Raw genomic sequence first — 17,739 nt, 5'->3', positions numbered from 1 at the left:
ACAAACCTCTTCTTTTAAAGAACTCTTCAGACCAAAACTTTCTATCGTTCCTCTGAAATTGGACGGGAATTATAGACAAATTCTTACCCCTTGTCAAGGGTTTAATCTAAATATTGGCTTAAATTTTGAAAAATGTCTGTTTTTACTGAAAATGGATGTATCCTGTGATGGGTTCTACCACAATTGTGCGGCTTTGCTTACCATTAGAGAGTCTGATATTACAAGGTTTATCAACCAAATAGGCATCAGAATCATACTCAAGAATTGACAGACGAGAGTAGAGTTTACCATCATAACCAAAAGAGAGTTGCCCAATGGTAGAGGTATCATTACAACTGATTTTAACCTCTGTGATACCAAACTCTTTTGTTAAAAGTGTAAAAGCACTTCTATCTTTTCTCTTTTCACATTGATTATTGTTATAGATATACTTTTGTGTAAGTGGATCTTTAAGTGTTTCATCTTTTGCAATTTGTCCTGTCTTATTAGTATCACTGTAGATTGCATAATAAAGACCATCACTCTCATTGGTACAGTTTAAGAATTTTAATGTCCACCTTTTTTTATGCCATAATGCATCATCAGAACTGTAAGGATTATTTAGCATTGCTTGATAACGTGTCTGTTGCAAATAGAGTATCAAACGTTTTGCTGCTGTGTCTAATTTTGAATTTAAAGGGTTTAAATGAGGCAATATCATCCATGCAACTAAACCAAGAAGTGCTAAAACCAAAATCAACTCTAAAAAACCAAACGCTTTTTTAGATTGCCCCAGCATGACTTACTTCTTTAAGTTGACATAATAAATATTTAATATGTTGGTATTAAAATAATCGATTTGAAATTTTTTATCGTATACATTTAAAGGTTTGATGGATATAAAATTGGTGCTTTTTTTATCTGTATGTATGCCATAAAACTCTAGGCGTTTTAAAAGTTTATAGTCATTTGAAGTCACCGTATAAATATTGCTTTTTTGTAAAAGCTGTGCAATTTCATCGGCAAAGTGATAATTATATGCAAAATGGTCATCACTTTGTTTGAGCATCAAATAAATGGGTTTATTGAACAAAATAACACCTACATTTACAAATAATAAAAAGAGTGTTAATGCTGCAACTTTATAATGCTTATCTCTGAACCTTGGCAGTCGCACTCTTAAAGAGTGAAAAAAGAGTTTCATCATCAAAGGTACTGTTACAACCACAAACGGTGCAAAATCTTCTATGTATATCTTTTGTCGAAAAGAGAGCAGAAAAGAGAACAGAAAAGCCGTCATGGATACGTACCAATAAATTGAACGTTTTCCTTTTACACCAATACGATACATGCTGTAAAAAAAGTACAAAAAAAGCAGTGGTGAAAAAATTGATGCATAAATCGCAAAGGTATCTAGTATGTGGCTTTTGGGTTTTCCAAAGGTATCAAAGCCAAAAATATACATCGATAAACCAAACAAAATAAGCGAAATAATAAAAAGCTGATTTTGTCGATTTTTCATGGCATAAAAGAAGAGTGCTAAAAACAAAATGGCAAACGAGTTGTCTAAAAAAACAAAAATAAAAAGCAATACATAGTTGTGTCGATTATACGTTCTGTAATAATAAAGATATAAAATGGTACAAAAAATAACGATGATGGAGTTATTGACAAGCAGTGAAGCTCCAATAATTCCCGGTAAAAACATAAATATGAGCACGGAAATCAATCGGTCAGATTCATATTTAAAATAATCTGCTGTCATTTTATACATCAAAATAACACTTAAAACATAAAAAAGGATAAAAGGAAATCGAAGAGCTATGTTACTTTGACCTAAAAAATAGACAGAGAGATTACTCAAATAGTGCAGTAAGTTCTTCTCATCATAAAAAGTGAGTGCTTCTTTGTAACTGATACTTAAATTGTCTGCAATTAAAAGTAAAACGGCCGTAAACAAAAAGAGCACAAACCCCAATATATTTACATGCCAGTTTTGAGTTAAGTGTCTCATAGTTTTAAAAAATTATCAATCATTTCATACCCATATTCACTCATAATCGATTCGGGATGAAATTGTACTCCATAAACTTGTTTATCTTTAATCTCTAAAGCCATGATTTCATTGTCATCACAACTCATAGCAGTAGGAATAATTTGACTGGGTAATGTATCTTTTTTCACAATCAAAGAGTGGTATCGTGTTTGAGTAAACTCTTTTGGTAAACCCTTAAAAATAGGACTCTCTTTGATTATTTTGATTTTTGAAATTTTTCCATGCATCATATTACTTGCACGTACCACTTCACCACCAAATACTTGTGCAATACTTTGATGCCCCAAACAAATACCAAAAATTGGTTTGGTGTTAGCAAAATGTTCAATGACTTCCAGACAAACACCTGCTTCATTCGGTGTTGCAGGTCCAGGAGAGAGAATGATTTTTTCAGGATTCAATGCTTCAATCTCTTGGACACTCATCTCATCGTTACGAATAACCTTTAAGTCCGCACCCAACTCTAAACAGTATTGAACGATGTTATACGTAAAACTGTCATAGTTATCAATCATTAATATCATTGTAATAGTTACCTTCAATTTTAAAAGTTTCAAACTCTTTGAACTTTATAATTCTAAATATTTATAAAAGAACCATTATAACCAGTACAATATTGTTTTTACATTAAGTTATTGACTAAATCAAACCTCATCACTCTCCTCATTCGCATTCATCTTTTTCTTACCTATAAACTCTTTTTTCTCAACTTCTTGCAAAATCTGTCTTGCGATATGTTGAGTCTCTTCTGCAATCTCATGACTCAAATTTGCCACACTTGCATTTTGTTGGGTTTGTCGATCCAACGCTGCAATCGCATCATTGATTTGCTCTATTCCTGTTCGTTGCTCTTGACTTGAAGACTCCACGCTTTTAATTAATCCTAAATTCTCTTGAATATTACTTTTTAAAGCAGTGTACCCTTCAATCATCTGTGTAGAGATCACTTTTCCTTCATTGGCTTTAATGGTCGCAGCCTCTACAATACTTTTAATCTCTTTGGCTGCTTCCGCACTTCTTGCTGCTAGATTTCGAACCTCTTGTGCAACCACAGCAAACCCTTTTCCTGCTTCTCCAGCTGTGGCTGCTTCTACTGCAGCATTGAGTGATAAAATATTCGTTTGAAATGCAATTTGATCAATGACCGTAATGGCTTCATTAATGGCAATGACTTCATCATTGATACTGTCCATCGAACTCGTTGTTTTATTTGCCATATCTTCACCCTCTTGCGCAGAAGCCGAGACTTTATTGGCCACATCAACCATTTGCAAGATGTTTTGACTGCTGCTTGCAATATTGGACGTGATTTCTTCTAATGCGGCGGCTGTTTGCTCTAAACTTGCTGCAGATTCATTTGAAGCTGTATTTAATGTCGTCACTGTTTGTAAAAGTTTTTGTGCGTTGTGTTCTAAACTCATTCCATTGTTCATATTATTCATCAACATTTCATTGATAGTATCTGCCAAAGAGTTCAAGGCTTGTGCCACACGCCCATCTGCTTTTTGAAGGCGATGTGTAAAGTTGAGTTTTTTAAACTCATTCAAGGCTTCATCAATCACATTGAGATTATTATTGATCTTATTTGAAATCAGATCAAGCATGTTATTAAAAATATTTTTAAGTTCTTCTAACCCTCTATTGCCCGTTGTATGAGTTACCCTTTGAGTTAAATTTCCTTGGTTGACCTGTTGAACAACACTTTTTACATCATTGATGACTTTTTCATCTTGTTCAATAAGTTTTTTAGTCTGTTCAATATTTTCATTGACAATTTTAGACATGGAACCAATTTCATCGTCATTGTGAATTTCTAATTTATCCACGGTGGTTTTCTCTTTGTTTAAATAACTGAAAAAGTCCAATAACCCTTTTTCAAATGAACTCAATGGTTTATTCACTTGTTGCGTAATAAAAAAGATGACAACAGCCATCACAAGCAAAGAAATAACAAGAGCAATCAACACAATACCCCAAACAATAGAGGAAATCTTTTCATCGGATTGTTCTTGCATTTTTTCAATGTGCTCTGCAATTTCATCTGTATATGCACCTGTTCCAATCATCCATTGCCAATCATCAAATCCCATTACATAACCAATTTTTTCATAGGGTTTATCATCATTGGGTTTGAAAAAATCATATTTAACAGATCCACTACCTTTTTTAGCCACATCAATGAGTTCTTTAATAAAATAGACACCTTTTTTACTCTTAAGATGCATCAAATTTTTACCCACTAATTCAGGTTTAATAGGAAGCACTAAATTTACACCATCATAATCATAAACATAAAAATAACCATTTTTACCATAACGCATCAGTTCAAGCTCATGCAAGGCTTGTCGCTTTAACTCATTGGTAATATTATCTAAATATGCTCCTGTTCCAATCACCCAGTTAAAAGGTTCAAACAGTTTTACATAAGAGACTTTTTCACGAGGTGGTTTATTGGGAACAACTTGTTCATAAGAGACCAATCCTTGTTTATTTTTTAATGCCAAATCTATAAAATTTAGAATGTGAGGTTTGGGATATCGTTTTCCTTCTTTGGTTGGATTAATCGGATGTTTTAAAACAATAGCATCTTTGTTATACACAAAAAAGTAACCATTGTTTGTACCATAACGTGCGGAACCAATCGCATCCAATAAAACTTTTTTTAACTCTGCTTCAGAGACTTTGCCTTTAAATTTTTTATATAAATCTTCCAACATAAAAAACAGAAAGTTCATTTGCCCTTCCAGATCATTTTTTATATCCTGTTTGATTTTATTGATGTCTGATTTTTTGTGATACTCTTCAACCACATTTACAGCAAACTGCACATATGACTTCAGCTCTTTTTCTTGTGCAGCATATGCATTTTTTTCATATTCTTGGATATTCTCTTGTGTCAAAGTATTCAATGAGTGAATGGCTTTAACAGCAATAAGCGTTGCCACTAAAATAATGGTACACACCACGATTAACAGCAGTTTTGATTTTATCGATAACGATTTCATACGGTCTCCCTCTTAAGCAAAGCATTCTTTTTGTAAATAACAATCCAGTGATTATATCACAAAAAATTACAAAAATAACTTTTTAATGACAACAATTGCAACTGATAATCATTCTTAATATTAAGCATACTTAAAGTTTTGTTACATTAGAATTCAATAACAATTATCAATAATAAAAAGGACAGACCAATGTTTAAAAAAATGCTTTTAAGTAGCCTTCTGTTAGCAAACTCAATTTTTGCAGCTTCAGAAGTCAATATATATTCTCACAGACATTACGATACAGACAAACAACTCTTTAAAATGTTTGAAGAAAAAACCGGCATTAAAGTCAATGTTGTTAAAGCCGATGCAAGTGCTTTAATAAAAAGAATTCAAAGTGAAGGGAAAAACTCACCTGCGGACGTTTTAATCACTGTTGATGCCGCTGGACTTTTTCAAGCGAAAGACCAAGGTCTTCTGCAATCTATTCAATCAAATTACCTAACTTCACATATTCCTGAAAAGTTCAGAGATAAAGACAACCAATGGTTTGCCCTTACAAAAAGAGCACGAGTATTTGTTTATAAAGTAGGTTCAGATATTCCAAATGAACTTAAAACTTATGAAGATTTAGCAGATCCTAAATTTAAAGGTCAAGTAATGGTACGTTCATCAAACAACGTTTACAATCAATCTTTACTCGCTGCAGTCATTGCACACCATGGAGAAGAGTATGCACTTAATTGGGCAAAAGGAGTGGTTGCAAATATGGCACATGATCCTAAAGGAAATGACCGATACCAAGTAAAAGCTGTGGCCAATGATATTGGAAGCATTGCGGTTGCCAACACATACTATATTGGTAAAATGGTTGACAACCGAGATATTTCACAAGCAGAAGCCGTTAAGAAAGTGAAAATTCTTTTTCCCGTATTTGAAAATGGTGGAACACATGTGAATGTGAGTGGTGCAGGAGTTGCGAAATATGCACCCAATAAAGAGAATGCGATTAAATTTATTGAATTCCTAGCGTCAAAAGATGCGCAAGATCTTTTTGCAAATGGAAACTTCGAGTACCCTATTTTAGCTGAAGTAGAAAAAAATGATATTTTGAAATCTTGGGGAACATTTGAAGAAGACAACATCTCAATGAATCTTTTAGGTGAAAACAATAAGACAGCTGTTAAAATCTTCGACCAAGCAAACTGGAGATAAACAAACAAGTTGAAACAGATTAATTCGCTCAGTATCAGCAGTGTTATTTTAACATTGCTGATATGCATCCCTGCTGTACTTATTTTTATTCATATCTTTTTTGGTGAAAGCAACAACTGGCAACATCTGGTGGACACGGTTTTATATGAGTATGTCTTTAATTCACTCTATATTATGTTGGGTGTTGCAGTACTGACTTCCATCATTGGTTTCTCAACTGCTTATATCACGACCATGTTCAAGTTCAGTTTCTCTGACTTTTTTCACTATGCTTTGATTCTTCCTTTTGCTATTCCAACCTATATTGTGGCCTATATTTATGGAGGAATGTTTGATATTACAGGAAGTGTTACGACGTTTATTCTAAACCTTTTAAACATGAAGATTTCTGAAGTCTACTTTTTTGACATCATGTCCATCGAAGGAGCCATCATTGTGATGTCGTTGGTTCTTTATCCTTATGTCTATTTGGTTTCAAAAACCTATTTGCGAGCGGAGTCTGCTTCTATTATTGATGCCTCTAAAACCTTAGGTCTTTCACAGTGGCAAATTTTTTATAAAGTCATTATTCCCATCTCTCGTCCAGCCATTGTTGCAGGGGTAATTTTAGCTGTTATGGAAGCAGTGGCAGATTTTGGAGTAATGGACTATTTTGGGGTTTCTACTTTTGTAACAGGTATTTTTAGAACTTGGTTTGGTATGGGAAGTGTAGAGGATGCCTCACGTTTAGCAGGGATGTTGATGCTTTTTATTTTCTTGCTTATATTCTTTGAAAAATACCAACGTAAAAACAAGCAGTATAAAAGCAGTGGAAAAGATTTTAAACCCATCAGTAAAATCCAACTGCATGGAAGCAAAAACATCTTGGCATTTTTAGCATGTTTTTTCCCATTTTTCTTTGGGTTTTTACTCCCATTTTTTCAAATGAGTTACTGGTTTTATCTCTCATATGAGTATGTGATTGATGAGGATTTCTTTACCGTTCTTACTCAAACACTTGTTATTGCAACTTTCAGTGCGCTTTTAATCACTCTCATGGCCTTTGTTTTTGTTTATAATGTCCGTCTGAGCAAAAGCCATTTTTCAGATATGCTCACACAAATTTCAAAATTGGGATACTCCATTCCAGGTGCAGTAATTGCAGTAGGAATTTTAAGTTTCTTTACACTCCTTGATAAAAACATCTTGGCTGCTTTTGATGCAAACTTTTTAATCAGTGGAACCATTGCCGCAGTCATCTTTGGATATTGTGTACGTTTTTTAGCCATTGCCATTAACAACTATGAATCAGGTTTTTCGAAAATACCTTTTACCTATGATGATGCATGTAAAACCATGAACATCAAGCAAAAACGTGTTTTATGGTATGTGATTTTACCTTTGATTAAAAACTCTGGCTTGGCCGCATTTATTATTGTCTTTATTGAAATCATCAAAGAGTTACCACTGACAATGATATTGCGCCCCTTTAACTATGATACCTTAGCTGTATTAACCCATGAATTAGTAATGCAGTCTCAAATAGTTGAATCAAGTGTACCTTCAATGTTCATTGTGGGATTGGGAATAATATCGGTGCTCATATTGGCACGTAAAATGATTAAGGATTAATATGTTTGGAATCAAACTCAAAGATTTTGGAATTTCATTTGGAAATATGGAAATTCTAAAAAACGTCTCTTTTGATGTAAAAGAGGGAGAAATTGTAACTATTTTAGGTCCCAGTGGAAGTGGGAAAAGTACCATTTTAAGAAGCATCGCTTCTTTGCAAGACTCATTTGAAGGAGAGATCCTTTTAAATCAAACCTGTTTAATTTCAGGAAACCAAAAATGTAATAAAGACATTGGCTACATTTTTCAAGATTATGCGCTGTTTCCGCACTTGGATGTCAAAGAAAACATTGGTTTTGCCTTGTACAACCTTCCAAAAATTGAAAAACAAAGAAGAGTGGATGAACTTTTAAAACAGTTTGATTTGGTTGAACATCGAAACAAACAAATTCACGAGCTCTCTGGTGGTCAACAACAACGTGTTTCAATTGCAAGAACCATTGCATATAATCCAAAAATCCTGCTTTTAGATGAGCCTTTTTCAAACCTTGATTCTATTTTACGACATAAAACCAAACTCTGGTTAAAAAACATCATTAAAAATCTTGGATTAAGTGCTATTTTAGTTACTCACGATAAAAAAGAGGCGTTAAGCATCTCGGATAAAATTGGAATTCTACAAAACAAAACACTCGTACAATTTGGAACACCTCAAGAGCTTTTTTTCAAACCAGCCAATTTATATATTGCAAATTTCTTGGGTGAAATCAATATTTTACCCAAAGCATTGATGCAAGATTTACGTATAGATATCCCCGAACATCAAACACCCATAATTCGAATTAATCAATGCCATTTAACTTCAACCCCCTTAGATACAAACCAAGAACTTCTTGTTAAACAAAGCTCTTATTGTGGTGATTATTTTGAACTTGTATTACAATTTACAAAATACTCTGGACACTCTATAACGGTGCATTGTGCACAAGAGCATGAAATAAACAGTACTGTTTACATAAACTTACAAAAAGGAAACATTCTAAAAGTTAATACGCAATAGTTTGGCAATTCCATAAAAAATAGATTATAATTGTTAGATGAGACAATTATTTTTTATACAAATCATTTTTTTATTGTTCCTCACTCAACTGCAAGCACATGAACCTTTGAGAAAAATCTCAGTGCAACTTTCATGGTTGCATCAATTTCAGTTTGCAGGTTATTATATTGCCAAAGAGAAAGGGTATTTTAAAGAGTACGGTTTAGACGTACACTTTAAAGAGATGAACAACAGCGTTGATTTAGTACAAGATGTGCTCACTCAAAAGTCAACTTATGCAGTAGGACGTTCTTCGATTATAATAGACAGACTCAACGGCGAAGAGATTGTTGCACTCAGTGCAATCTTTCAACACTCTCCATTGGTACTTCTGACTTTACAAGAAAAACATATCAAAAATGTAGAAGATTTAAAAAACAAACGAGTGATGCTTACAACCGATGCTAAAAACACCGTTGCTATTCACGCTATGACCGCAAGCAAAGGCTTATCACTTAAAGATATCACGTTCCAACCACATACATACAAACTGGTTGACTTACTCAATGATAAAACCGATGCCATGGGTTCTTACCTCTCTAATGAACCCTATATTTTAAATTCAAAAAATATTCCATACAACATATTAAACCCACAAGATTATGGTTTTGATTTTTATGATGGCATTCTTTTTACTTCTAAAAAAGAGTTGATGCTCAACCCCATAGATGTGCACAACTTTCATGAAGCAGTGTTAAAAGGATGGACATATGCTTTTGAAAACATTGGTGAAACCATCAATATCATCTACCATAAATACAACACGCAAAATAAAAGTTTAGATGCGCTCATTTACGAAGCCTATACCCTCAAAGATTTAGCAGAATATGAACAAGGAAATTTAGGGAATCTCTCTCAAAGCAAAATTGAAGAGATTGGTAAAATCTACTCTTTATTAGGTTTTACAAAAAATGAAACCCGCTTTAATTTAGATAACTTTATTTATGATGCCAACTTAGTGATATTTACTCAAAAAGAGAACGATTATATTGCCCACAATGAGTTTATTTATTATAAACAAGAGTTTGAACCATTCTATCTTGGTCATCATGGTATTGCCGCAGATTTTTGGGCATTGATTCAGAATAAAACGCTCTTAAACGCTCATTCAAAAACTATACGTAACAACAAAAATGGCCGAGAAACAATCAAAAAAGAGCTCAACAGTGTTAAATTGACTTTAACACAAAATGATATTCATGAAAAAAATGTGCTCTTTTCAGAACCCATTCAAAGCTATAAATATGCCATTGCCACAAGAAACGATGAAGGATTTATTTTTAATACCAACATTCTCAGCGGCAAATCCATTGTCATACGAAAAAATGCATCCATCAACAATCTCATTAAACTTCAATACCCCAATATTAACTTTATTGAAGTGAACAGCATGAAAACAGGTCTACAACTCGTTGCCAATGGAGATGCATATGGTGCTATTGAACTTTTGCCTGTGTTAATCTACCATATCAAAGAGGAACAGTTTTCGAACATTAAAATCTCTGGAACAACCGAGTTCAGTCAAGAATTACGGTATATGATCCATCCCGATAACCACACATTAAAGACAATTATTGACAAAGCCATTACTAAAATTTCAAAAGATGAAATTAAAACCATTGAAGAGAAATATTTTCAAGTACGTTATGAAACCTCGACGGACTATACCATGGTGTATAAAATTGGTCTGCCTTTAACACTCTTTTTATGTGTGGTGGTGTTTTATAATGTGCGTTTGAGAAAAGAGATACAAAAAAGAAAAATCATGGAGCAAAAACTCTATAATGCAGCTACCATTGATAAACTCACTGAAACATTCAATCGACGAAAAATTGACTCTAAATTCAAAGAGAAGATCGAGTTATCAAGTCGATATGATCGACCATTTTCCATCATTTTTTACGACATTGATGACTTTAAAAAAATCAATGATGTGCATGGTCACTCACTTGCAGACACGGTGTTACAAGACTTAAGTCAACTCATCAAGACCAATATTCGTTCAACCGATTATTTAGGACGATGGGGAGGAGAAGAGTTTCTGATTTTACTGCCAGAAACCAATCTTGAAGAGGCAAAAACCATGGCCAATCACCTCAAAAAGTTAACTGAAAACTATCAATTTAAAATTGGTCAACAAGTGACGTGCAGTTTTGGAGTAACTGACTTTAAAGACAATGATACGCAAGAGAGCATGTTAAAACGTGTCGATGAATTGATGTATTATGTTAAACGACATGGGAAGAATAGTGTTAAAGCAGAATAGTATTTATTACTAAAACATAAAATCCATATTTTTTGTAAGGAGAAGCAAAAGCAACCTTGTACTAAAGGTACAAGGCAAATTTTACGTGCAAAAAAGGGGTTTAGTTACATAATCTGAACTGTTTCTCCAATACCTCATCCACTTCTATAATCCCTCTTTCAACCAGTGAATCAATCACTGATTTGGTACAGTCCACATCATCTGGCCATCGTCGTTTGAAGTTATCAAAACTGTTTTTATTGGTTGCATCCACACCCAACGTGTGCCCATCTATAAAGAGGTCTCTGTTTGAATCAATGTTATTGGTCACTCTCCATACAAGCATGTATGGGTTATCCACACTGTTCTTTTTGTCATCCACAATGATTAAGATTTTGATATGATCAAAGAGTGATTTCAGCTCTTCAAAAAGATATTTTTGATTGCGTGTTTTATCCACTGTAATCACACACACAGGGTTTTTGGTATGAACGCCATACTGTTTAAGCGCTTTAATTTCAGAAGTTATGGTTTGCATTTTAGATAACAACTCTTCATCGCTTAAGAGTGTGATACCCACTTCTTCAATCTCTTCACCCGTACAATCTAATCCCAGTTTTCCACCCACAGCAAATTTTGGACTTGAGTGGTCAAGGGCATCGACTACTCCTCGTGAGACCAACATCTCTTCTAGGTCAATTCGATTTAAAATGTGCTCTATTATAGCATCGTGCTCAGTTAAATCGGGTGCATCTTCTCCCACAAAAATGGCATGTTTGACAAAACTCATTTGCCCTACTCCCCAAAAAGCATGCATCATCTGGCTTGCGTGTCCTGGGTAAAGCGTTTTGATTTTGGCTAAAATAAGGTTATGAAACACCCCATTTTCTGGCATATAATAATCAATCAAATCGGGTGCTGTGGTTTTAAGAAGCGGCAAAAAAATACGCTCTGTTGCATGTCCCATATATTTATCTTCCAATGGTGGTTTTCCCACAACTGTGGCTAAATAAGTAGGCTCTTTTTTATGCGTAATGGCCGTAACTTCCATAAATGGATACTCTTCTTCAAGGGTGTAATACCCTGTATGGTCACCAAAAGGCCCTTCAATTCTCATCTTACTTGGATCCACAAACCCTTCAATGATAAAGTCATTATCTTTTGGTACATAGATATCATTGGTGATGGATTTAACGAGTTGTGCATTTTTGTTTTTAACAAACCCATACAACATCAACTCAAAAATTCCAATAGGCAACGGTGCTTGTCCACACCATATATACATCGGATCCCCACCAATACCAATTGATACTGGCATCTTTTTACCCGCTTTTTTATACTCATGGAAAAAGTGATTTGAGTCTTTATGAATTTGCCAGTGCATTCCTAATGTTTGGTCATCATAGACTTGCAGTCGATACATTCCTAAATTTTTAAGTTCTCCATTGAGTGAAGTCGTATAGACTTGTCCCATGGTAATAAAGGGACCACCGTCTTGCTCCCATGTCGTTAAAATAGGTAAATCAGATAGTTTAGCATCACTTCCAAGTTTAATGACTTGTTGACATGCCCCTTTTCCTTTGAGTTTTTTAGGAATGGTATTTTTGAGCGCAAAGAGTTTCCCAAAAGTTGAGAGTTTTTCAGAAAAAGTTGATGGTGGCTTCATCTTAAGTAAGCTCTCAATTTCTGCACCAATTTTGTCTCCATCACCAATAAAGAGTTTTACTGCTTCTTCGTTACAAAAAACGTTCATTAATACAGGAATATCAAACTTTTTATTGTTTTTTCTGTCCACCACATTGGTAAATAAAATTGCTTTTGAATCAGGTCGTTTCACCTCAACATATGCCACATGAGGTACCTCTAAATAGATATCCAACTCTTCATCAATGATTTTTAACAAATGATGTTTTTTTAAAAGTTCAATTGCTTCTTTCATATTATTTTATCCTTTAAATTTGTTCCAAAAAAAGGTGCCTAAAAAATAAATTTTTTAAGGGAGCCTAGTAAGGGGAACCCCATTTATAAATATCTACTTTTAACACAATTTATAAAAAATTGTTAAAGTAGCAAACTCTAAAGAGAACAAACGAGTTGTTCCTATAATTTTTTAATATTGTAGCCAATTCTTGCTTTTTTATATTTTTGTTACGATGTCATATGTCGTGTCAATCATCTTTTTTAACTGTTCTTGAGTAAAAATGTATGGTGGCATAAAATAAATCACATGCCCCAATGGTCGTATATACACACCTTGTTTTAATGCCTCTTGAAAAATAGTCAACCCAATACGTTCACTTGGGGCATACCCTTTTAGTTCAATGGCACACACCATTCCTCTTTGACGTATCTCTTGAACATTGGGTAAATCTTTAAAACGCTTCGTTTGCTCTTTTATGAACTCTATTTTGGCTTGATTGTTTTCAATCACGTTCTCATTTTCAAAGATATCCAATACCGCATTGGCAACCGCACACGCTAAGGTGTTTCCCGTATAAGAGTGAGAATCTAAAAAAGATTTCCCTTCACTGTAATCACAATAAAAAGCATCATAAATATCATTGGTAAACAGCACCACAGAAAGAGGCATATACCCACCTGTAATTCCTTTAGACAGACATAAAAAGTCAGGCGTTACATTGGCTTGTTCAATTGCAAAAAGTGTGCCCGTTCGTCCAAATCCTACAGCAATCTCATCAGCAATTAAAAAGACCCCAAACTCATCACACAGTGCTCTTAGCTTTGTAATATATGAAGCATCATACATTTTCATAGACCCCGCACACTGAATAAGTGGTTCAATCACCACAGAGTTTACTTTGCCTTTATTCTCTTCAAGCACCCGTCTCATATCTGCAATGGCTTCATCTTCAGGAACCAAACTTGGGCTTTTTGCATGTACAGATTTAATGAGAATCTCTTCATACACCTCTTTATATAACCCCGTATCACTGACTGCCAAAGCTCCCATGGTTTCACCATGATAAGAGTTTTCAAGTGAGACAAACAAAGGCCGGCTCTCTCCTTTGTTTTTAAAGTATTGAAATGACATTTTCAGGCTGATTTCAATGGCACTTGAACCATTGTCCGCAAAAAATATTTTTTGCAACGGTTCAGGTGTTAGGGAGACCAAACGTTTTGCTAAATCAATGGCAGGCTTATGAGTAAACCCTGCAAAAATAACGTGTTCTAAATCTTGGAGTTGTTCATTGATTTTAGCGTTGATGTACTCATTTGAGTGCCCAAAAATATTGACCCACCAACTGCTGATACAGTCTAAATAGACATTATTTTCAAAATCTTCAATAAAAGCACCCTTCCCTTTTTTTATCGGAATAAGTGGCAATGTTTCGTAGTCTTTCATTTGTGAACAAGGGTGAAAAATATGTTTTAAATCTTCTTGCATAAGTTCGTTATTGGTCATAAAATACCTTTCGTTAAAAGTTTTCTTATTATGTATCGTAGTGTTGCTTATTTTCAAATTAATATGCTTTATTACTTAAGTAAAAGTTTCTTTTAACTATTATTATAAAGAGAAAAAAAGAAGGTACTAAGTGATGAATAAAGAACTGATAACGCGTAATATTAACTTATCTACTGGCACTGTTGAAAGCAAACGAAAAGAGATTTTAAACTATTTTTTAAAAACCTATGAAACTTTTGAAAAACTCTTTGATGATGTGTTTGTCAATGACGATGTTTTCTATTTACAGCCCGAACCTTTACGACACCAACTTATTTTTTATTATGGACACACAGCAACTTTTTATATCAATAAGATGATTTTAGGGGGGTATATCACCGAACGTATTAATCCCAAATATGAATCCATGTTTGCCATTGGGGTGGATGAGATGTCATGGGATGATTTAAACAAAGAGAACTACGCTTGGCCAAGTGTTCAAGAAGTCAGAGATTACCGAACAAAAGCTAAAGAGGTTGTCAGCAACTACATACAAACTTGCACCTTCACGCTTCCTATTGATTGGGATAACCCCATGTGGGTTGTAATGATGGGAATTGAACATGAAAAAATTCATATTGAGACCTCATCCGTGCTACACCGGCAACTTGATATAAAGTATGTCAAGCCCAACTCTTTTGGGCTTGAATGTACAAGCTATGGGAAAAATCTAAGTAACGAACTATTAGAAGTTCCAAGTATGAATATCACGTTAGGAAAAGATAAAAGCAATGCTTATTATGGATGGGACAATGAGTATGGAGAGTATCAAGAGAGCACACCTGCTTTTAAAGCCTCTAAATATCTGGTGAGCAACGGTGAGTTTTTAGAGTTTATTCAAGATGGTGGATACTGCAATGATGCCTTTTGGAGTGAAGAGGGAAAAGGTTGGAAAGAGTACCAAAAAGCGCAATACCCAACCTTTTGGATTAAAGAGGGTGAAACTTTTAAATACCGAACCATGACCAATATCATTGATTTACCACTGAATTGGCCTGTGGATGTTAATTATTTAGAAGCAGAAGCTTTTTGTAACTGGAAGAGCAAAAAAGAGCATAAAAACATCACACTACCCAGTGAAGCATTATGGCATGCCTTACATGAACACACACAAACACCCGATGAACCACAATGGGGTAAAAAAGCACCTGCAAACATCAACTTAGAGCATTTCACGTCATCGTGTCCTGTGGATATGTTTGAATTCAATGGTTTTTACGATGTCATAGGAAATGTATGGCAATGGACTACTACCGCTATTGATGGTTTTGAAGGGTTTGAAGTACACCCCTTGTATGATGATTTCTCCGTGCCCACATTTGATAATCGACACAACATCTTTAAAGGGGGCTCTTACATCTCATGCGGAAATGAAGCACTGAAGGATTCTCGTTATGCCTTCAGACGACACTTCCCTCAACATGCAGGATTCAGATATGTGGAAGTGCCAGCTTCATACAATCAAAAACCAGATGTGAAACCAAACATTGAAGAGGATGAGTACGCCAACTTCTTTAAACTCGCTGTTAAAACAGTGCAACACTATAATAAAACCTTTAAGAAAAACTCAGCTTTGAACTTGGGATGTTATTATGGAACGGCGGCATTTGAGTTAGCAAAAGAGTATAAAAACATTGTAGGAATTGATTTTACAGCCAGAAACATCCTCAATGCGCAAGCTAAAAAAGAGCAAGAAGTAGTGCACAACTGCCAATTTTGGCAAGGGGATGGGTGCAATTTAAAACCTCATTTTAAAGGCTATGACCTTATTTTAATCACCACGGATTTTGACGAGCTTTATAATCTTGAAGCCTTTTTAAGTGACATTCCAACACGTCTGAACAGTGGTGGATTGTTAGTTATCCAAGGACGAAATATCGAAGATGATAAACTCATTGAAGAGAGATTATCTTTGACACTTCACAAAATAGAAAACAATGTATGGAGCAAATAGTGTACAGTTTTGATAAAGAAGTCAACAGAAACCATACCCAATGTGCCAAATATGATGGTTTAGAGAAGTATTTTGGTGTCAATGATGCTTTTCCTATGTGGGTAGCAGACATGGATTTTGAAACCCCTGCATTTATCAATGATGCCATTATTAAAAGAGCACATCATGCGGTATATGGTTATGGGATTGTTACAGAGAGTCTGCAACAAAGTGTTGTAAACTGGATGCAAACACAGCATGGTTGGAAAATTCAAAAGAAGTGGCTGACTTTTTTAAATGGAGTCGTTCCTGCTTACAGTGCTGCTTTAGAAGCTTTCAGTGAAGTCAATGATGAAATCATCGTACAAACGCCTGTTTATTTTCCACTCTTTCAAAGTATCAAACACAACAAACGAAAAGTTGTCTATAACCCTTTAAAAGAACAAAATGGCTACTACACCATGGATTTAGAAGATCTCAAATCTAAAATCACCCCTAAAACCAAAATATTCACACTCTGTTCTCCGCACAACCCCGTAGGACGTATTTGGAGTAAAGAAGAGCTTGAAGCCCTTGCCAAAATCTGTTTAGAACACAACATCACCATTATCAGTGATGAAATTCATGCGGATATTACTTTTAAACCCTTCACACCCCTTGCAAGTATCTCTAAAGAGATTGCCAATATCACCGTTACTCTCAATGCAGCAGGGAAAACTTTTAATATTGCAGGGCTTAATGCTGCGTATGCTATTACCTGCAATGAAGCTCTCAAAACCAAATTAGATGAAGTGGTTAAAGCAAGAGAAATTGGCTCAATTAATGTTTTTGGAACCATTGCCATGGAAGCAGCCTATACGTATGGTCAAGAATGGGTCAAGGAACTCAAAGAGTACTTATTACAAAATATTTTGGTTACAAAAGAGTTACTGAAAAATACAAATATCAAACTCTCTCAACCTGAAGCCACATACTTACTTTGGCTCGATTTTTCATGTTACGATTTGACACACTTGCAAATCAAAGAGCGACTTTTAAAAGAGGCAAAAATAGCTTTAAATGATGGATTAACATTCGGGAAAAACGGCTCTAAGCACTTCAGACTCAACGTTGCATTGCCTGTCACAAGACTTAAAAAATACTTAAATATTATTGCTAAAACATTTTAGTTAGACCCAAAAAAGATAAGAAAAAAGTATTACATTTCTTCT

General features: G+C 34.6%; 12 protein-coding genes. 6 read left to right on the top strand and 6 right to left on the bottom strand.

The features are described from left to right. Positions 1 to 142: 142 nt before the first annotated feature. The 4 genes from CRV04_RS08930 to CRV04_RS08915 all read right to left on the bottom strand — a co-directional run bounded on the left by CRV04_RS08930 (position 143) and on the right by CRV04_RS08915 (position 5,040). Positions 143 to 778 (bottom strand): type II secretion system protein, encoded by a 636-nt coding sequence (locus tag CRV04_RS08930; RefSeq protein ID WP_128996498.1) that lies wholly within the window; start codon positions 776 to 778, stop codon positions 143 to 145. A 3-nt stretch (positions 779 to 781) separates the two neighbouring features. Beyond that, the gene (locus CRV04_RS08925; RefSeq protein WP_128996497.1) at positions 782 to 1,993 is read right to left on the bottom strand and encodes a glycosyltransferase family 39 protein; all 1,212 of its coding nucleotides are present in this window, start codon (positions 1,991 to 1,993) and stop codon (positions 782 to 784) included. Continuing rightward, entirely contained in the window at positions 1,990 to 2,559 is a 570-nt protein-coding gene (locus CRV04_RS08920) for an anthranilate synthase component II (protein ID WP_128996496.1), read from the bottom strand. Before CRV04_RS08920 ends, CRV04_RS08925 begins: the two co-directional genes overlap by 4 nt. A gap of 120 nt (positions 2,560 to 2,679) precedes the next feature. After that, entirely contained in the window at positions 2,680 to 5,040 is a 2,361-nt protein-coding gene (locus CRV04_RS08915) for a methyl-accepting chemotaxis protein (RefSeq protein ID WP_128996495.1), read from the bottom strand. A gap of 189 nt (positions 5,041 to 5,229) precedes the next feature. Between CRV04_RS08915 and CRV04_RS08910 the strand changes: the two genes are divergently transcribed. The 4 genes from CRV04_RS08910 to CRV04_RS08895 are packed head-to-tail and all read left to right on the top strand — an operon-like array spanning position 5,230 to position 11,153. Next, the gene (locus CRV04_RS08910; RefSeq protein ID WP_128996494.1) at positions 5,230 to 6,237 is read left to right on the top strand and encodes a Fe(3+) ABC transporter substrate-binding protein; all 1,008 of its coding nucleotides are present in this window, start codon (positions 5,230 to 5,232) and stop codon (positions 6,235 to 6,237) included. A 9-nt stretch (positions 6,238 to 6,246) separates the two neighbouring features. Then, entirely contained in the window at positions 6,247 to 7,848 is a 1,602-nt protein-coding gene (locus CRV04_RS08905; RefSeq protein ID WP_128996493.1) for an ABC transporter permease, read from the top strand. A gap of 1 nt (position 7,849) precedes the next feature. Beyond that, positions 7,850 to 8,848 carry an ABC transporter ATP-binding protein gene (locus CRV04_RS08900; protein ID WP_128996492.1) on the top strand — a complete coding sequence of 333 codons (999 nt, stop codon included), beginning with the start codon at positions 7,850 to 7,852 and terminating at the stop codon, positions 8,846 to 8,848. 37 nt (positions 8,849 to 8,885) lie between these two features. Continuing rightward, positions 8,886 to 11,153 (top strand): transporter substrate-binding domain-containing diguanylate cyclase, encoded by a 2,268-nt coding sequence (locus tag CRV04_RS08895; protein ID WP_128996491.1) that lies wholly within the window; start codon positions 8,886 to 8,888, stop codon positions 11,151 to 11,153. A 100-nt stretch (positions 11,154 to 11,253) separates the two neighbouring features. Here the strand turns inward: CRV04_RS08895 and CRV04_RS08890 are convergent, their stop codons facing one another. Both CRV04_RS08890 and CRV04_RS08885 read right to left on the bottom strand, forming a co-directional pair. Next, entirely contained in the window at positions 11,254 to 13,071 is a 1,818-nt protein-coding gene (locus CRV04_RS08890) for a menaquinone biosynthesis decarboxylase (protein WP_128996490.1), read from the bottom strand. A gap of 198 nt (positions 13,072 to 13,269) precedes the next feature. Then, complete coding sequence (locus CRV04_RS08885; protein WP_128996489.1) at positions 13,270 to 14,556, bottom strand: adenosylmethionine--8-amino-7-oxononanoate transaminase; 1,287 nt, start codon at positions 14,554 to 14,556, stop codon at positions 13,270 to 13,272. A 133-nt stretch (positions 14,557 to 14,689) separates the two neighbouring features. Between CRV04_RS08885 and ovoA the strand changes: the two genes are divergently transcribed. Together ovoA and CRV04_RS08875 are read left to right on the top strand one after the other, a co-directional pair. Then, positions 14,690 to 16,549, top strand: coding sequence for a 5-histidylcysteine sulfoxide synthase (gene ovoA, locus CRV04_RS08880; protein ID WP_128996488.1), 1,860 nt, complete (start codon positions 14,690 to 14,692; stop codon positions 16,547 to 16,549). Further along, positions 16,537 to 17,697: a MalY/PatB family protein gene (locus CRV04_RS08875; protein WP_228126520.1), complete on the top strand. Its 1,161-nt coding sequence runs from the start codon at positions 16,537 to 16,539 to the stop codon at positions 17,695 to 17,697. Before ovoA ends, CRV04_RS08875 begins: the two co-directional genes overlap by 13 nt. Positions 17,698 to 17,739: the final 42 nt, after the last annotated feature.

This window comes from Candidatus Marinarcus aquaticus (assembly GCF_004116335.1).
GTDB classification, from domain to species: Bacteria; Campylobacterota; Campylobacteria; order Campylobacterales; family Arcobacteraceae; genus Marinarcus; species Marinarcus aquaticus.
This window is presented reverse-complemented; position numbering and strand designations above follow the sequence as displayed.